We start from the raw sequence: 15,715 nt of genomic DNA on the forward strand, positions 1-15,715 counted from the left end.
CAGAGATGCTGTTCTGCCTGCCCTATGCCGGCGGCGGTGCTTCGTTCTACCGGGCGTGGACGCCGCCCGAGGATATGGGTTTCACCCTCTATCCGGTTCAGTTACCGGGGCGGGAGGAACTGTTCGGTGAGTCCCACTACGGCGATGTCGCGGAGGCTGCCGCCGACATCACCGGGCGGATCGTCGAGACGGCCGGACCGGGGGACCGGGTCTCCCTGCTGGGGCACAGCTTCGGTGCGGTACTCGGCTACGAGATCGCCCGCCAGCTGGCGGCAAAGGGTGGGGTCGAACTGGGACACCTGGTGGTGAGCGGTTCGGCCCACCCCTTCAGCCGGCTGGGCCGGATCTCCGGTGACCTGCCGGACGACGAGTTCGTGGCCCGGGTGGAGGAACTGGCCGGATACGCGCATCCGGCGCTGGCCGACCCTGACCTGCGCAGCCTGGTGCTGCCCGTGCTGCGCTCGGATGTGATCCTGCACGAGACCTACTTCGCCGCTCACGCGACAGCGTTGCCGATGCGGATCACCGCGCTCCGTGGCCAGGACGATCACATCGTCTCCCGGTCGGAGGTCGAGGGGTGGCGCCGGGCGAGTTCAGTCGGCTCCGCGGTGGTGGAGCTGCCAGGCGGGCACATGTACCTCGCCGATCAACCGGCGCAGTTGTTCGAGGTACTGCGACGGTTGGCGCACTCGGAGGCCCTCGATGGCTGAGGTGCTGTTGACCGGAGCCCAGCGGCTGCGCTGGGCGGGCTGCCAGGAGGACGGGGCCGAGTTCGCGGTCCATTCCGTGCTGCTCGACGCCGCCGGGGTGACCGCCGAGGAACTGACCAACCGACTGCGAGCCGTGCCCGGACTGGACCGTCGGCTGTCCACCGCGGCCGGTGAGCCGGGCTGGGTGGACGGCCGCCCGGCCCAGCTGCTGGTGGAGACCGGTGACCAGGGCCCAGGCATCATGGCCCGGCCGATCGATCCGCGGCGGGGCCCGTTGGTGCGGGTCGTGTTTCTCGAGTCGGTCCGGCAGCTGGTCGTCACCGCCCACACCGCGTTGCTCGACCGCGCGGAGCTGCTCGACCTGGCCGCGCGACTCCTTGGTGGGCCAGGGAAATCGGCGCGGACCCGGCCGGTCGCGGCGGGCGATCAGGATTCCAGCCTGGCCGTGCCGCTGGACTGGGCGCGGATCTCGGAGCACGACCCGGGGCGCGGGCCCGCCGTGGCCACCGCCGGGATCGCCGCGCCGGACCGCACGGCCACCCAGCTCATCGTCGCGGCGGCCGTGGTGCTTTCCCGGTACACCGGGATCCTCGCCCCGGCCGTGGCCGTGGCCGACGTGGCCGTGCCGGTCCCGGTGCTGGACGACACCCCGCTCGGCGAGCTCGCGGCAGGGGAGTCGATTGCCCTGCGACTCCCCGAGTCCGGCCCGCTGCACGACTGGGTGCCCACCATCACCGTGGAGCGCGGCTCCCGGGTGCGGGTGCTCGACGAGTTCGCCAGGACCCAGCCGATGGCGATCGCGCTCCGCCAGGACGGCACGCGTCTGGTCTGCCGATACCGTACCGATCTCGTCGACGACTCGGCGGCGCGATGGCTGCTGGAATCGGTGCGTGCGGTCCTGGCCGCCGACCCGGCCCGTCCGGCGGGCGAGATCGAGATCGTATCCACCGTGGATAGTGAGCCCGAGGTGCTTGCCGACACCGGGCACACCATTCACGCCCTGGTGGCAGAACAGGCCGGTCGCCGGCCGAACGCCACCGCCGTGACCTTCGGCGAACAGGAGCTGACCTACGCCGAGCTGAACACAGCGGCCGACGAACTGGCCGTCCGGCTGCGGGCCGCCGGTGTCGGGCGTGGCGCGCGGGTCGGCGTCAGCCTGTCCCGCGACCTGTCGCTCATCACCACGCTGCTCGGGGTCATGAAGGCCGGCGCCTCCTACGTGCCACTGGACCCCAGCTACCCGAGTCAGCGCATCGAGCACATGATCACCGATTCCGGGGTCGCGGTGGTGGTGACCGAATCCGACGGGAAGCCGGCACTGACGGTCCACGACGACGCCCCGAAAGGGGTGGCCGGGGAAGTGGCCGCCGAGGACCACGCGTACGTCATCTACACCTCCGGTTCCACCGGCCGTCCCAAGGGCGTCGGCGTGCGGCACCGCAACGTGGCCGCGCTGTTGACTGCCACCAAGGACTTCCAGTTCGACACCGAAGACGTCTGGACCTTCTTCCACTCCTATGCCTTCGACTTCTCCGTCTGGGAGATCTGGGGCTGCCTGACCAGCGGCGGCCGGCTGGTGATCGTGCCGCAGGAGATCGCCCGCGATCCCCAGGAGTTCCACCGGCTGCTCGACGAGCAGCGGGTCACCGTGCTCAACCAGACCCCGTCCGCCTTCGCCCAGCTGCTGTCGGCCACCGGGGACCGCGACCTCGCGGTGCGGCTGCTGGTGTTCGGCGGCGAGCAGCTGGACAGCCGGATGCTGCTGCCCTGGCTGGACGCCCGGCCCGAGGACCGCTGCCGGGTGGTCAACATGTACGGGATCACCGAGACCACCGTGCACTGCACCTGGACCACGGTGACCAGGCGGGCCGCGCTGGCAGGCAGCAAGTCGGTCGGCGTGGCCATTCCCGGCTGGTCGCTGCGGGTGGTCGATCCGAAGGGACGCCGGGTCCCGCCGGGCGTCGCCGGTGAGATCGTGGTCGGCGGGGCCGGGGTGGCCGACGGCTACCTGGGACGACCGGAGTTGACCGCAGAACGGTTCCCCTCCGGTCCGGACGGTGCCAGGCTGTACCGCAGCGGGGACCGCGGCAGGCTGCTGGCCAACGGCGAACTGGAACACCTCGGCCGGTTGGACGACCAGGTCAAGGTGCGCGGCCACCGCATCGAACTCGGCGAGATCAAGGCGGCGCTTCTGGCCGATCCCGCCGTACTGGCGGCGACGGTGCTGGTCAACCGGCGCGGCGACGCCGGGGACGTGCACCTGGACGCCTACGTGGTCGGCCCGGAGGCCGAGCCCACTGCCCTGCGCGACCGGCTCACCTCCAGTCTGCCGGCGTACATGCTGCCGAGCACCATCACCCCGGTGCCGGAACTTCCGTTGACCGGCAACGGAAAGCTGGACACCACGCGCCTGCCGGCACCGATCCGGCCGGTGCGGCGCGCGGTCGAACACGAGGCCGGCGAGACCGGCCGACTCGGCCAGATCTGGGCCCAGGTGCTCGGCGGCCCGGTCGGGCTGGACGACAACCTGTTCCTGGTCGGCGGGAATTCGTTGCTGGCGGCCAGAATCGCGGCCGAGATCCGCCGGGAGTCGCTGGGCGACGTGTCGGTGCAACAGGTGTACCGGCACCCGACGATCCGGGCGCTGGCCGGGATGCTCGGAACGAAGTCATGACCGGACAAGGCTTGCCGACGGGGAGATCCTCGCGGTTGGACAACAAGCTCGTCCTCATCACGGGCGCGGCGCGGGGCATCGGGCGGGCCTGTGCCACCGAGTTCGCGGCCGAGGGCGCCGACCTGGTGCTACTCGACATCGCCGCCGACATCGACGGCTGCCCGTACCCGATGGGAACCTGGAGCCAGTTGCGGCACACCGCCGAGCTGTGCCGAGGGTACGGGGTGCACGTCACCGCCGACCGACTGGACGTGCGCGACAGCGCCGCGGGCAGCCGGATCGTCGAACGGGTCCTAGACGAGCACGGCCGGATCGACGCGCTGATCAACAACGCCGGTCTGGCCGCGCCCTCGGGCAAGCCGCTGCATGAGGTGACCGACGAGGAATGGCAGCTGATGCTGGACGTGGACCTCACCGGCGCGTTCCGCATGCTCCGCTCGGCGGTGCCGGGAATGATCCGGCACGGCGCGGGCAGCGTGGTCAACATCGCCTCCACCGCCGGCATGGTCGGCTACCGGCACTTCGCCGGCTACGTGGCGGCCAAGCACGGCCTCGTCGGACTAACCAAGGCGGCGGCGCTGGACTACGCCCCGCTCGGGGTTCGAGTCAACGCGCTGTGCCCCGGCTCGGTCCGGGACGACCCGGAGCTGGAGGGCCGGATGCTGGGCGAGATCGCCCGCAGTCTGGACCTGCCGGTGGCCGAGCACGAGCACACCTTCATCGCCGCGCAACCGACCAACCGGTTCGTCGCCGCCCGCGACGTGGCCAAGGCCGCGCTGTGGCTGGCCTCCGACGAGTCACGAGACGTCACCGGGGCGGTCATCGCCGTCGACGGTGGCTTCAGCGTGCGGTGACCGTGAATCCCTTACCCAATCCGAGGAGTGACTCGTGATGTCCCTTGATCTCAATTCGCAGCAACCGGCCAACCGGGTGGTGCTCACCGGGTTCGGCGTGTTCTCCAGCATCGGCATCGGCGCGCAGGAGTTCGCCGAAGGACTGCGCGCCGGCCGCAGCGGAGCCCGTCCGATCACCGTGTTCGGCACCGAGGGCTTCACCCACGCCACTGGCTGTGAAGTAGTCGGCTTCCGGCCCGATGACTGGATCCGCACCCTCCCGGTGGAGGAAATGGGCCGGGCCACCCAGTTCTCGGTCGCCGCGGCGCGGATGGCGGTGGCCGACGCCGGACTCCAGGCAGAGGAGCTGGCCACCAAGCGCGGCCTGATCGCCATCGGCACCACCGACGGCGAGTCGCATGACCTGGACGGGATCGTGCAGAGCGAGCTGGACTCCGGTCCGGAGCGGATCGACCCGGTCATCGCGCGCCGGGTGGCGGTCAACCGGCTGTCGGTGGCGATCGCGCAGGAGCTGGAACTGTCCGATGTGGAGGCTGTGACGATCGCGACGGCCTGCTCCGCAGGCAACTACGCCATCGGTTACGGCTTCGACGCCGTACGGGCCGGCGAGGTGGACTTCGCCCTGTGTGGCGGAGCGGACGCCATGTGCCGCAAGACGTTCACCGGGTTCTACCGGCTGGGCACCGTGGCGCCGGAACTCTGCCAGCCCTTCGACAAGAATCGCAAGGGCATCCTCACCGGGGAGGGGGCCGGGGTGATGATGCTCGAGAGCCTGGAGTCCGCGCTGGCCCGCGGCGCCCGGATCTACGCCGAGGTGCTCGGCTACGGCTTGAACTGCGACGCCTACCACCAGGTGGCCCCTGATCGCGGCAGCGTGGCCAGGTGCATGGAACTGGCCCTGCGCAACGCGGGCGTGAAACCGTCCGAAGTGGACCTGGTATCGGCCCACGGCACCGGGACCAAGGCCAACGACGTCACCGAGACCCGCGCGATCCGCGACGTCTACGGCAGCACCCCACCCAGGACGATCTCGCTGAAGTCGATGCTCGGCCACACCATGGGGGCGGCCAGCGCGCTGGCCACGATCGCCTGCTCACTGGCGATCACCCACCGGTTCATCCCGCCGACCATCAACCACGTGGAGACCGACCCGGAGTGCGAGATCGACTGCGTGCCCAACGAGTCGGTCCCGGCCGACCTGCGGGTGGTGCAGAACAACGGAATGGCCTTCGGCGGCAACAACGCCGTGGTGATCCTCGGCCGGTACGAGGAGCAGTCCAGGTGAGCCCCGTGATCTCCGCCTGGTCGGCGGTGTCCCCGTTCGGTGTCGGGCGGCACGCGTTCGCCGACGGTGTCCGGGAACGCCGCCGCACGGCGGTGGCGATCGACCGGAATCAGTGGCAGGTACCCGACGAGCAGGCGTGTCTGGTGCCGGAGTCGGTGCTGACCGCCGCGCGCCAGGTCAAGGGAACTCGGGGGATGGACCGGGGCACGCTGATGGCCCTCACCGCGGTCGGCGACCTGTTCGACGAGGTCGGCGGCACCCCCGACCCGGCCACGGCCGTGGTGTTCGGTATCACCAACGCCAGCGTCGAGACGATGATGGAGTTCACCAGGAGTTCCCTGGTGGCCGAGAAGCCGTTCTACGTGGACCCCGCGGTCACCCCGCACGCCGTGATGAGCGGCGCGGCTGGGAACTGCGCGATCCGCTACCGGCTCAAGGGGCCGAACACCACGCTGTCCGGCGGCCGACCGGCCGCGCTGTTCGCGCTCGGCTATGCGCAGCGCCTGCTGTCCAGCGGCCGGGCGAGCACCGTGGTGTGCGGTGGTGTCGAGGAGTACTCCAGGGCCCGTTCCCGGCTGGAACAGGGGAAGCAGGCACCGGGCTGCCCGGACGAGGTGCTCGGCGAGGGCTGCGCGGTGCTGTTGCTCGAATCCGGCGGACCCGGGCTGGCCGAGGTGCTGGCGGTCGGCCGGCGGGTGTACCTGGACGGCAGTCCCGGTGCGGTGCTCGACACCTGCGTCCGGTCCACTTTGGAACAGGCCGGGGTCGGCCGGGAGGAGGTCTGGGCGGCGGTCCCCTCGGGCGCGTCCGGTTCCCTGGGTGACCACGAACGGGCCGTGCTGGCCGAGCGGTTCGGCGCCGAAGCGGTGGACCGGGTGCCGGATGGCTCGCTGGCCGGTGAACTCGCGGCCGGCTCGGCGGCCTTCCAGATCGCCGCCCTGCTCAGTCTCGCCGAAGACGGCTCGGCGGCCGGGCGGGCGGCGGTGATCACGTCGGTCGACCGGAGCGGTGTGCTGGCCTGCGCCGTGCTGCGGCTGACGGGTGAACCTCGTCAAGGAAGGGGCTTCTGAATGACTGAGCCGGAAGACCAGTGGGACGCCGTGGTCGTTGGCGCGGGAATGGGCGGCCTGGTCTGCGCCGCCTACCTGGCGACCAGCGGCAAGCGGGTGCTGGTGCTCGAACAACACGACGTGGCCGGTGGCAACAGCCACGTGTTCCGCCGTCGCCGGGCCTACGAGTTCGACGTGGGTGTGCACTACCTCGGCGACTGCGGGCCGGACGGGGTGCTGCCGGCGATCCTGGCCGGGGTGGGCCTGGCCGACCGGGTGAAGTTCCGGGAGATGGACCCGGACGGCTACGACCGGATCGTACTGCCGGGGCTGGAGGTGGACGTCCCGGCCGACTGGCCCACGCTGCGTACCCGGCTGCGGCAGGCGTTCCCCGAGGACGCCACGGCCATCGACTCGTTCCTGGACATCAGCCAGGCGATCGGCGCGGAGCTACGTGCGGGCCTGCTGTCCGAGTCCGAGGTGTCCCCGAGCGACCTGGCCCGGCGGACCCCTGAAGTTGTTAGGTGGAACAACCGCCCGCTGACCGAGTTGTTCGACCACTGTGGACTGCCGGTGCGGGCCAGGACCGTGTTGTCCGCGCAGACACTGAACTTCGGCATGGGGCCGGACCAGATCTCGGTGAGCATGCACGCCTCAGTCACCGACCACTACCTGCGCGGCTCCTATTACCCGGAGGGCGGCAGCCAGGTGATGGCCGCGTCGCTTGTGGAGACGATCGAGGCACACGGCGGGGCACTGCGCACAAAGAGCCGGGTCGGCCGGATCCTGGTCGAGCAGGGTCGGGCAGGCGGCGTGGAGCTGGTCGGCGGTGAGCGGATCAAGGCCCCGCTCGTGGTGTCCAACGCCGACTTCCCGCGGACCGTGCTGGAGCTGGTCGGCCCGGATCACTTCCCGCCCGCCCTGGTCGCCAGGACCAGGGAGACCGAGATGGCCCTGCCGCTGGCGGTTGCCTACGTCGGGCTGGACATCGACCTGGGCGACCGGCGCAACGCGAACCTGTTGTGGCACCGGGGAGAGGACATCTCGGAAAGCTACCGCCAGCTCGCCACCGGGGACTGGGACGAGTTGCCGGCGCTGTTCGTCTCGTTCGCCTCGATCAAGGACCCCGGCTCCAGGGCGGTCTGCCCCGAGGGGCACAGCAACTTCCAGGTGCTCGTGATGTGCCCGCCGGGCTACGAGCAGTGGGGCGTGCGGGAGGGGCCGAGCAGCGGTGGCCGCTACCGGCGCAACGCCGACTACCGCGCGGCGAAGGACCGGCTGACCGAGGCGATCGTGCGCGGCACCGAGACCGCCATCGGACCGTTCCGGGAGCACATCACGCACCTGGAGGTCGCCACCCCGCTGACCCAGGAGCGCTATACCCGCTCCACCGGCGGGGTCTCCTTCGGCATGACGCGCTGGGGCGGCCAGATCGCGCGGCCGGACGTGCGCACCTCCGTGTCGGGGCTGTTCGTGGTCGGCCAGAGCACCCGGTACGGCACCGGGATCGCCGGGGTGGCGATCAGCGGTATCGCCTGTGCCGGCGAGATTCTCGGCCGCCGTCTGCTGTCCGAGGTGCACCGGGGCGCGGTGTTCGCCGACCGCGAGCTGCTGCCGGAGCGGCTGCCGGGCTGGGACCCGTTGCGGGTCTCCCGCGGTACCGCCCGGCGCAACGCTCGTGGTCTGGCCGGATCCGGACGAGGCGCCCGATGACGCGGTTCGCGGGCAAGGTCGCGTTGGTCAGCGGCGGGGCACGGGGCCTGGGCGCCAACCACGCCCGGGCGCTGGTGGCGCAGGGCGCCCAGGTGGTCATCGGGGACCTGCTCGATCAGGAAGGCAAGGCTCTGGTCGAGGAACTAGGCCCGGCGGCCCGGTTCTGCCATCTGGACGTGACCTCCGAGGACGGCTGGGTGGCGGCGGTGGAATTCACCGAGCAGAGCTTCGGTTCCCTGTCGGTTCTGGTGAACAACGCCGGGATCGTGTTGCTGGAACGGTTCATGGACACCGAGCCCGCGGCGTTCCGTCAGCAGCTGGACGTCAATCTGGTCGGTATGTTCCTCGGTATCCGGGCGGCCGCGCCCGCACTACGACGGGCGGGCGGGGGCAGCGTGGTCAACGTGTCCTCGATAGCGGGCCTGGCGGGCCTGCCCGGTTTTGCCGGCTATTCCGCCAGCAAGTGGGGGGTCCGCGGGCTGACCAAGACCGCGGCCATCGAACTCGGCGGCAGCGGCATCCGGATCAACTCGGTGCACCCCGGGTTCATCCGGACACCGATGACCGCGGAGGCCCCGCTGCCCCCGGAGGCGGTCGGCTACCAGCCGATCCCCAGGTTCGGTGAGATGGACGAGGTGACCTCGGTGGTGTTGTTCCTGGCCAGTGAAGAAGCCTCGTACGTGACCGGAGCCGAGTACACGGTGGATGGTGGGGCGACGGCCCCGATCGGGGGCACCGGAGCCATGGCGGCCCTCGGGATCTTCCCATTGGACTAGGTCTGTGTGTGCCGCTTGCCCGGGAGAATTCTCATCGCGAACACATGAACAGGAGAGGTGTTCGATTGACGAACGATTCGGATAGTCGAGCGGAACTGCTTACCGGATTGAACGTATTCGTCGGAGGTCCGATCCAGCATGCCATTCTCCGTGACAGCTTCTTCGAGCCATTGCGGGAAGTGATCGAGGCGGCCATAAAGACCGTACGTGAGCAGGGCGCCAGGATCTTCTCGGCCCATGTCGTCGAGAAGTTCGGGGCGGAAACGGCCGCTTTCACCCCACAGGAAGTGTCGGTGCGGGACTTCAACTGGATGAAGGGGTGCGACGTCTTCGTGCCCATCCTGCCCACGTTGCCCGACCAGACGCTGTACCGGACGGACGGGACCCACATCGAACTCGGCTGGGCCACCGCGCTTGAACGCCCCATCGTCCTGATCACTGAGCAGCCGTTCGTCGAGGGCGCGAGTCATCTTCTCAAGGGACTGGGCTGTGTGGGCCAGGTGCGGGTAATCGACTTCACGGCTTTCACCCGGGATCCAGGCCTGCTTACCCAAGCCGTTCTCGCCGCCACGGGTCGGCGGCAGGCGGCGAACCTGCCGGCGTGACTGCCTGCCCGGCGTCACGAAACACCATTCATTTCGCGGTCCGAAACCTGGATGGAGAACCATATGCCCATTTTTCCCATTCTGGGCCTGCGCACGAAGAACCCGGTGATCATCGGTTCCGGTCTACTGACCGACCAGGAGGGCAACATTCGTAAACTGCTGGCGAAGGGGGCCGGGGCCGTGGTCACGAAGACCATTCATCCCAGTCCCCCCGAAGGGCTGGCCGAGCGGATCCTGCGGCTGCCCGTCGGCATGCTGAACAGCACGACATACTCCAAACGCCCGATCGGCTATTGGCTGACGATGCTCCGTTCCTGTGCCGAAGAGGGCCTGCCGGTCATCGCCAATCTGCACGCCGACACTCCGGTCGAACTGGGCCGGCTCGCACAGGAGGTCGAAGCCGCCGGCTGTCCGGCGCTGGAACTCGGCATCTCGTGCATCAACGAGGAATCGGATGCGGAGGACGACCCAGACCGGGTGCGTGCGTATACGGCGGCGGTGCGGAGCCGGGTGACGATTCCGTTCTCGGTCAAGCTGGCCGCCGGTGAGGGCCTGACGGACCGGGCGCTCGCCGCGGCCGATGCCGGAGCGAACGCCATAACCTTGAGCGACACCATCCCGGGGGCCGCCGTCTCCCCGAAGACCGGTGCCCTCGAACTGAACGGGGTGTTCGGTTACTCGGGCCCGGGAATCAAGCCGCTGGTGCTCGCGGCCATCTGGCGACTGCGCCGACGGGGCTTCGACCTGCCCATCATGGGTTCCGGAGGCGTGACTTGCGGCCGTGACGTGGTGGACTACCTGCGGGCCGGCGCCGACGTCGTGCAGGTGTACACGGCGCTGCACACCGACATGTACAACACCCTGGACACCATTCTCACCGGTACGGAACACCTTCTGGCCGAGTCGACGAAGGTGGCTCACTGATGCCGAGGGAGTTCGCCGACCTCACCAGCGCCGAAGTGGTGGACCAGGTGACCGGTCGTACTGTGGTGTGGCCGCTCGGGGCCATCGAACAACACGGTCCGCACCTGCCGCTCTCGGTCGACTCGCTGATCGCCGAAGCGTTCGCCCGGGAAATCGCCGACATCGTCGACGGGTACACCCTTCCGGTACAGTCGATCGCCGCGCGATCGTTGCCGCAGAGCGGTGGCGGACTGTCCTTTCCCGGCACGATCCACGTCGGCGGGGACACCCTGATCCGTTTCCTTCGCGAGGCACTGCGATCCCTGTTCAGTCTGCCGATGGCCCGGCTGGTCGTGGTGAACGGTCATTTCGAAAACGAGCCCTTCCTTTTCGAGGCGCTCGACCAGGTTCGCCAGCAGGGCTTCATCGGGGACCGGGAAGTCTTCGCCTTCAGCTGGTGGAGCCTGGTCCAGGAGTCCTGGCTCACTGCCGAGATCACCGGATTCCCCGGTTGGCACGCCGAACACGCGGGGGTGAGCGAAACGAGCCTCATGCTCCACCTCCGGCCGGACCTGGTGACCGACCTGCGGCCGGACCACGACCACCCGCCGAGAGCGGGCCTGTACCTGCATCCAGTGGATGTGGACCGGATCAGTAACCGCGGCGTCCTGTCCTCGACCTCCGGATCGAGCGCCGAACTGGGCGAAAAGCTGTTTCGCCACGTGATCGACGAAGGGGTGGCCGTGCTCCGCGACCGCGACGGGAACTCGTCCGCGAACCGCCGCTAGGCAGCCAGCCAAGAAAGAGGAACAATGACGAGCAAATTCCACCTCGCCTTCATCTTCGATTTCGCCGCGGACGAATGGCAGGGACCGTTCGGCACCGGTGGCTCTCCCTGGGACGGTAAGTTCCACACCGAAGTGGCGGTGGCACTGGAACGGGCCTGCTTCGACTTCGTGGTGGTCGAGGACAAACTCATGGTTCCGGAGAGCTACGGTGGCTCCTCGGAAGCCGCGCTGAGCCAGGCCATGATCGTCCCCAAACATGATCCCGTCCCGCTCGCTGTGGCCATGGGACTTGCGACATCACAGCTCGGCATCGTCACTACGCTGTCCACATTGGGCTATCCGCCCTTCATGACCGCTCGCCTTGCTTCCACTATGGACAACATGCTGGGTGGGCGTTACGGCTGGAACATCGTCACCAGCGCGGAGGACCTGGCCGCACAGAACTTCGGCCTGAAGAAGCTGCCGCCGCGGCAGGAACGCTATGCGCGGGCGGAGGAGTACGTCCAGATCGTCCGGGCCCTGTTCGATTCTTGGGACAAAGACGCGGTGGTGCTTGACCGGGAAAAGGGGATCTACGCCGACCACACCAAGGTCCGGCCCATCAACTTCGAGGGTACCTACTTCACCGTGCGTGGCCCCCTGAACACCGTGCCCTCGCCCCAGCATCGTCCCGCGTTCGTCCAGGCAGGCGCTTCTCCGCAGGGGCGGGAGTTCGCGGCACGCAACGCGGACTCCATCATCGCCATCGCCAACGGCCCGGAGAGCATGAAGGACTTCCGGGACGACATTCGCGATCGCGCCAGGAAGATGGGCCGGGATCCCGACGAGATCAAGGTGCTGTTCTGTGTCACCCCCATGCTGGGGGACACCGAGTACGACGCGAGGGAAAAGCAGGCGAGAATGGTCGCCTCGCCCAGGTTCATCAAGGACATCCTCGCCCAGATGTCCGCGCTCACCGAGATCGACTTCGCGCAGTTCGATGTGGACCAGCCGTTGCCGCACCGGCTGGAGACCAACGGCGAGAAGGGCACGCTGGACATGTTCCAGCAGTGGGGCAGTGGGAAGACCCTGCGGGAACTGGTGGTCGACGGCGCCGGCGGTCTGGTGTCTTCCGTGCCGCTGGTCGGTACCCCGGACCAGGTCGCCGAACGCATGGGCGAGGTGATGGAGCAGGTGGGTGGCGACGGGTTCATGCTCACGACCCCGTTACTGCGGATGAACCGCCGCTACGTCGCCGAGGTCACCGATGGGCTCGTTCCCGCGCTTCAGCGCCGCGGGCTGACTCGGTCGACCTACACCCCCGGCCGGACCCTGCGGGAGAACCTCCTGGAGTTCTGATCGGCCTGACCGGAGAGAGCAGGAGAGGGAGCCGTGCGGAGAAGTGCCGAAGAACTCCTCGAACTGACCGGCGCCCAGCAGGGCATCTGGCAGGAGCTGGCCGACCGGCCCGGTAGCCCGGCGTTCAACTCCGCCGAATACGTCGAGCTGACCGGGGACCTGGACCCCGGTGCCTTCCTGCTGGCCATCGACCAGGTGGTCGGGCAGGAGGAGGCGATGCGACTGACCTTCGTGCGGACGTCCGACGGCCCCCGGCAGAGGATCCGCCCGCCGGAGGACCAGCCGCTGGGTTTCGTGGATGTCAGTGGCCACGCCGATCCGCACGCCGAGGCGCTGTCTCGGATGTGGGCGGATCTGGGAGAAGAGGTGGACCTCGTCCTGGGCCCCCTCTCCCGCCAGCTCCTGTTTCGGCTCGGTGCGGGGCACTTCATCTGGTATCAGCGCGTCCATACCCTTCTTGTGGACGGCTTCAGCCTTGCCAAACTGACCGGCCGGGTAACCGACCGTTACACCGCGCTGATCACCGGGGCCGAGCACCGCCGCCCGGTGATCCGGCCGCTGGCGAAACTACTCGCGAGCGAGGCGGCGTACCGTTCCTCTGAACGCTTCGCCGCCGACCGGACCTTCTGGACCCAGCGCCTGGCCGCGCAACCCCGGCCGTTTTCCTTGTCCGACTCGTGGCCTTCCGTAGCAGCGGAACGCTTTCTGCGCACGTCCGTGGTGCTCCCGCCTGACCTGATGAGCCGGATACGCCGGGCGGAGGGACTGCTCGGAGCGAGCTGGCCGGTCCTGTTGACCGGCTGCGCCGCGGCGTATGTGGGCAGTACCCGGAGCACGGAGTCGGTGGTGCTCGGGTTGTTCGCTACGGGACGCCACGGCACCGACACGGCTGACACCCTGGCAATGGTCTCCAACGTGCTTCCGTTGCATCTGGAGGTCTGCCGGAGGTCGACCACCGAAAGCTATGTCGCCCTTGTTCTCGACACGATGGCACGAATACTGGCACGCCAACGGTTTCGCCAGGAGGAGATGCGCCGGTGCCGGGTCGCGGACGCCTCCGCATCGCTTTACGGGCCGTTGGTGAACATCATGCCGTTTCCCCGTGAGTTCGAATTCGCCGGGATTCGCGGGAGAACGCGGAACCTCAGCACCGGCCCGATCGACGACCTCATGCTGGCGGTGTGGGAAGTCCGGGCCCTGTCCGGGGAGACGACCCTCGCGGTGACCATCGATACGAACCCCGATCTGTACACACAGGACCAAACAGAAGGTCATCTAGAACGTTTCATCGCCTTCCTGACGGCGTTCGTCAGCGCAGGCCCGTCGACCCGGCTGTCCGAGATCATGGTGTTCGAAGGAACAGTGGTGTGATGGAAGGGTTCGTTCCCTGGCCGGCCGAGTTCGCGGAACGCTACCGCCGTGAGGGCTACTGGCCGGGCGAGACTTTGGGGGGCTTGCCGCGACTCCACAGCGGACGGACAGCGCTGGTGGACGAGCACCGGTCGTGGACGTACGCGGAACTGGACCGGGATGCCGACCGGCTGGCCGCCGGTCTGCGGCGGCTCGGTATCCAGGCGGGGGACCGTGTCGTGGTGCAGCTGCCCAACGTAGGCGAGTTCGTCGTGCTGTGCTTGGCCTGCTACCGGGCCGGTGTGGTCCCCGTGCTGGCTCTGCCGGGACACCGGCGCACTGAGATCGCCTACCTGTGCGAGCTTTCCGGGGCGGTCGCCTACGTCATCCCTGACCGCCATGGGGGCTTCGACTTCCGCGAGCTCGCCCGGGATGTCGCCGCCGTGTCACCCGCGCTCCAGCAGGTCCTCGTCCTGGGAGACCCCGGCGAGTTCACGTCCCTGGCATCGGTGCCTGCCGAGCCTGAACCGATGCCGGTGCCGGACCCGTCCGGCGTCGCGATGCTCCTGCTGTCCGGCGGTACAACCGGGCTCCCCAAGCTCATCCCGCGTACACATGACGACTACGCGTACAACGTGCGTGCGAGCGCGGATTTGTGCGCTGTCAACGAGGACACCTGTTATCTCGTGGTGCTGCCGGTGTCGCACAACTTCGCGTGGGGCTGTCCCGGAGTGCTGGGTGTCCTGCGAGTGGGCGGCAAGGTAGTGCTCGCGGGCAACGGGAGCCCGGCCGAGGTCTTCCCGCTCGTGGCGCGGGAACGGGTATCCATGGTCGCCCTCGTACCGCCGCTGCTGGTGCTGTGGTCCGATGCCCGGCGCCGGTTCGACGTGGACCTGTCCAGCCTGCGCCTGCTGCAGGTCGGCGGGTCCAAACTGGCCGAGCCGCAGGCCAGGGCCGCGCTGGACGCCTTCGGTTGCACGCTGCAGCAGGTGTTCGGGATGGCGGAGGGACTGCTGAACTTCACCCGTCTCGACGATCCCGAGGAAGAGGTCGTCACCACGCAGGGCAGGCCGCTGTCGCCCGCCGACGAGGTGCGGGTGGTCGACCAGGACGGGACCGGCTGCGGTGAGCTCCTCACCCGCGGCCCCTACACCTTGCGGGGCTACTACCGCGCCGAGGACCACAACCGCGTCGCGTTCACCCCGGACGGTTACTACCGGACGGGCGACCTGGTCCGGCTGACCCCGGCGGGAAACCTGGTCGTCGAAGGACGCGTCAAGGATCAGATCAACCGCGCCGGGGAGAAGATCGCCGCCGTCGAGATCGAGGGCTATCTCAGTGAGTACCCCTCGATCCGGGAAGCCGCTGTCGTCGGAGCGGCGGACGCCAGGCTCGGTGAACGGATCTGCGCGTTCGTGCGGGTCGACGGGCCGGCTCCGAGTCTGACCGAGATCAGAAGCTTCCTGCGGTCCAGGGGGGTCGCGGCCTTCAAGGCGCCGGACAGCATCGAGGTCGTGAACTCCTGGCCACTGACCAGCGTGGGGAAGATCGACAAAAAGGCACTCGCCCGCATCCTCGCCGAGCGACCCCAGTCCGACGGCTAGCCGTCCCGACTCACTGCCCCGTTACGAGACCAGAGGACGGTTATGTTGCCCCAGAGCTACCACGAA

Annotated in this window: 13 protein-coding genes; all 13 read left to right on the forward strand. The window is 68.8% G+C overall.

Going from position 1 to position 15,715, the window contains the following annotated elements; all coding sequences use genetic code 11:
* Positions 1-5: 5 nt before the first annotated feature.
* The 13 genes from BS329_RS20520 to BS329_RS20580 all read left to right on the forward strand — a co-directional run bounded on the left by BS329_RS20520 (position 6) and on the right by BS329_RS20580 (position 15,649).
* The gene (locus tag BS329_RS20520; RefSeq protein WP_076162867.1) at positions 6-710 is read left to right on the forward strand and encodes a thioesterase II family protein; all 705 of its coding nucleotides are present in this window, start codon (positions 6-8) and stop codon (positions 708-710) included.
* Positions 703-3,384, forward strand: coding sequence for an amino acid adenylation domain-containing protein (locus tag BS329_RS20525; protein ID WP_208619238.1), 2,682 nt, complete (start codon positions 703-705; stop codon positions 3,382-3,384). Before BS329_RS20520 ends, BS329_RS20525 begins: the two co-directional genes overlap by 8 nt.
* A 35-nt stretch (positions 3,385-3,419) precedes the next feature.
* Entirely contained in the window at positions 3,420-4,238 is an 819-nt protein-coding gene (locus BS329_RS20530) for an SDR family oxidoreductase (protein ID WP_244197231.1), read from the forward strand.
* Between the two features lie 37 nt (positions 4,239-4,275).
* Positions 4,276-5,523: a beta-ketoacyl-[acyl-carrier-protein] synthase family protein gene (locus BS329_RS20535; protein ID WP_076162869.1), complete on the forward strand. Its 1,248-nt coding sequence runs from the start codon at positions 4,276-4,278 to the stop codon at positions 5,521-5,523.
* Positions 5,520-6,593, forward strand: a complete 1,074-nt coding sequence (locus BS329_RS20540) for a beta-ketoacyl synthase N-terminal-like domain-containing protein (RefSeq protein WP_076162870.1) — start codon at positions 5,520-5,522, stop codon at positions 6,591-6,593. Before BS329_RS20535 ends, BS329_RS20540 begins: the two co-directional genes overlap by 4 nt.
* Positions 6,594-8,285, forward strand: a complete 1,692-nt coding sequence (locus BS329_RS20545) for a phytoene desaturase family protein (RefSeq protein WP_076162871.1) — start codon at positions 6,594-6,596, stop codon at positions 8,283-8,285.
* On the forward strand, positions 8,282-9,061 hold the full coding sequence (locus tag BS329_RS20550; RefSeq protein ID WP_076162872.1) for a glucose 1-dehydrogenase: 780 nt from the start codon (positions 8,282-8,284) through the stop codon (positions 9,059-9,061). Before BS329_RS20545 ends, BS329_RS20550 begins: the two co-directional genes overlap by 4 nt.
* 65 nt (positions 9,062-9,126) lie before the next feature.
* Positions 9,127-9,666: a TIR domain-containing protein gene (locus tag BS329_RS42685; RefSeq protein WP_208619239.1), complete on the forward strand. Its 540-nt coding sequence runs from the start codon at positions 9,127-9,129 to the stop codon at positions 9,664-9,666.
* A gap of 63 nt (positions 9,667-9,729) precedes the next feature.
* A complete protein-coding gene (locus tag BS329_RS20560; RefSeq protein ID WP_084750000.1) occupies positions 9,730-10,590 on the forward strand; it encodes a beta/alpha barrel domain-containing protein in 861 nt (286 codons plus the stop codon).
* Positions 10,590-11,357, forward strand: coding sequence for a creatininase family protein (locus BS329_RS20565; RefSeq protein WP_076162874.1), 768 nt, complete (start codon positions 10,590-10,592; stop codon positions 11,355-11,357). The genes BS329_RS20560 and BS329_RS20565 overlap by 1 nt, the downstream gene beginning before the upstream one ends.
* 24 nt (positions 11,358-11,381) lie before the next feature.
* Positions 11,382-12,695 carry an NtaA/DmoA family FMN-dependent monooxygenase gene (locus tag BS329_RS20570; RefSeq protein WP_076162875.1) on the forward strand — a complete coding sequence of 438 codons (1,314 nt, stop codon included), beginning with the start codon at positions 11,382-11,384 and terminating at the stop codon, positions 12,693-12,695.
* Between the two features lie 33 nt (positions 12,696-12,728).
* The gene (locus BS329_RS20575) at positions 12,729-14,066 is read left to right on the forward strand and encodes a condensation domain-containing protein (RefSeq protein WP_076162876.1); all 1,338 of its coding nucleotides are present in this window, start codon (positions 12,729-12,731) and stop codon (positions 14,064-14,066) included.
* Positions 14,066-15,649 carry a (2,3-dihydroxybenzoyl)adenylate synthase gene (locus BS329_RS20580; protein ID WP_167480021.1) on the forward strand — a complete coding sequence of 528 codons (1,584 nt, stop codon included), beginning with the start codon at positions 14,066-14,068 and terminating at the stop codon, positions 15,647-15,649. The genes BS329_RS20575 and BS329_RS20580 overlap by 1 nt, the downstream gene beginning before the upstream one ends.
* Positions 15,650-15,715 lie beyond the last annotated feature (66 nt).

Origin of the sequence: Amycolatopsis coloradensis (assembly GCF_001953865.1) — a bacterium.
Classification (GTDB): domain Bacteria; phylum Actinomycetota; class Actinomycetes; order Mycobacteriales; family Pseudonocardiaceae; genus Amycolatopsis; species Amycolatopsis coloradensis.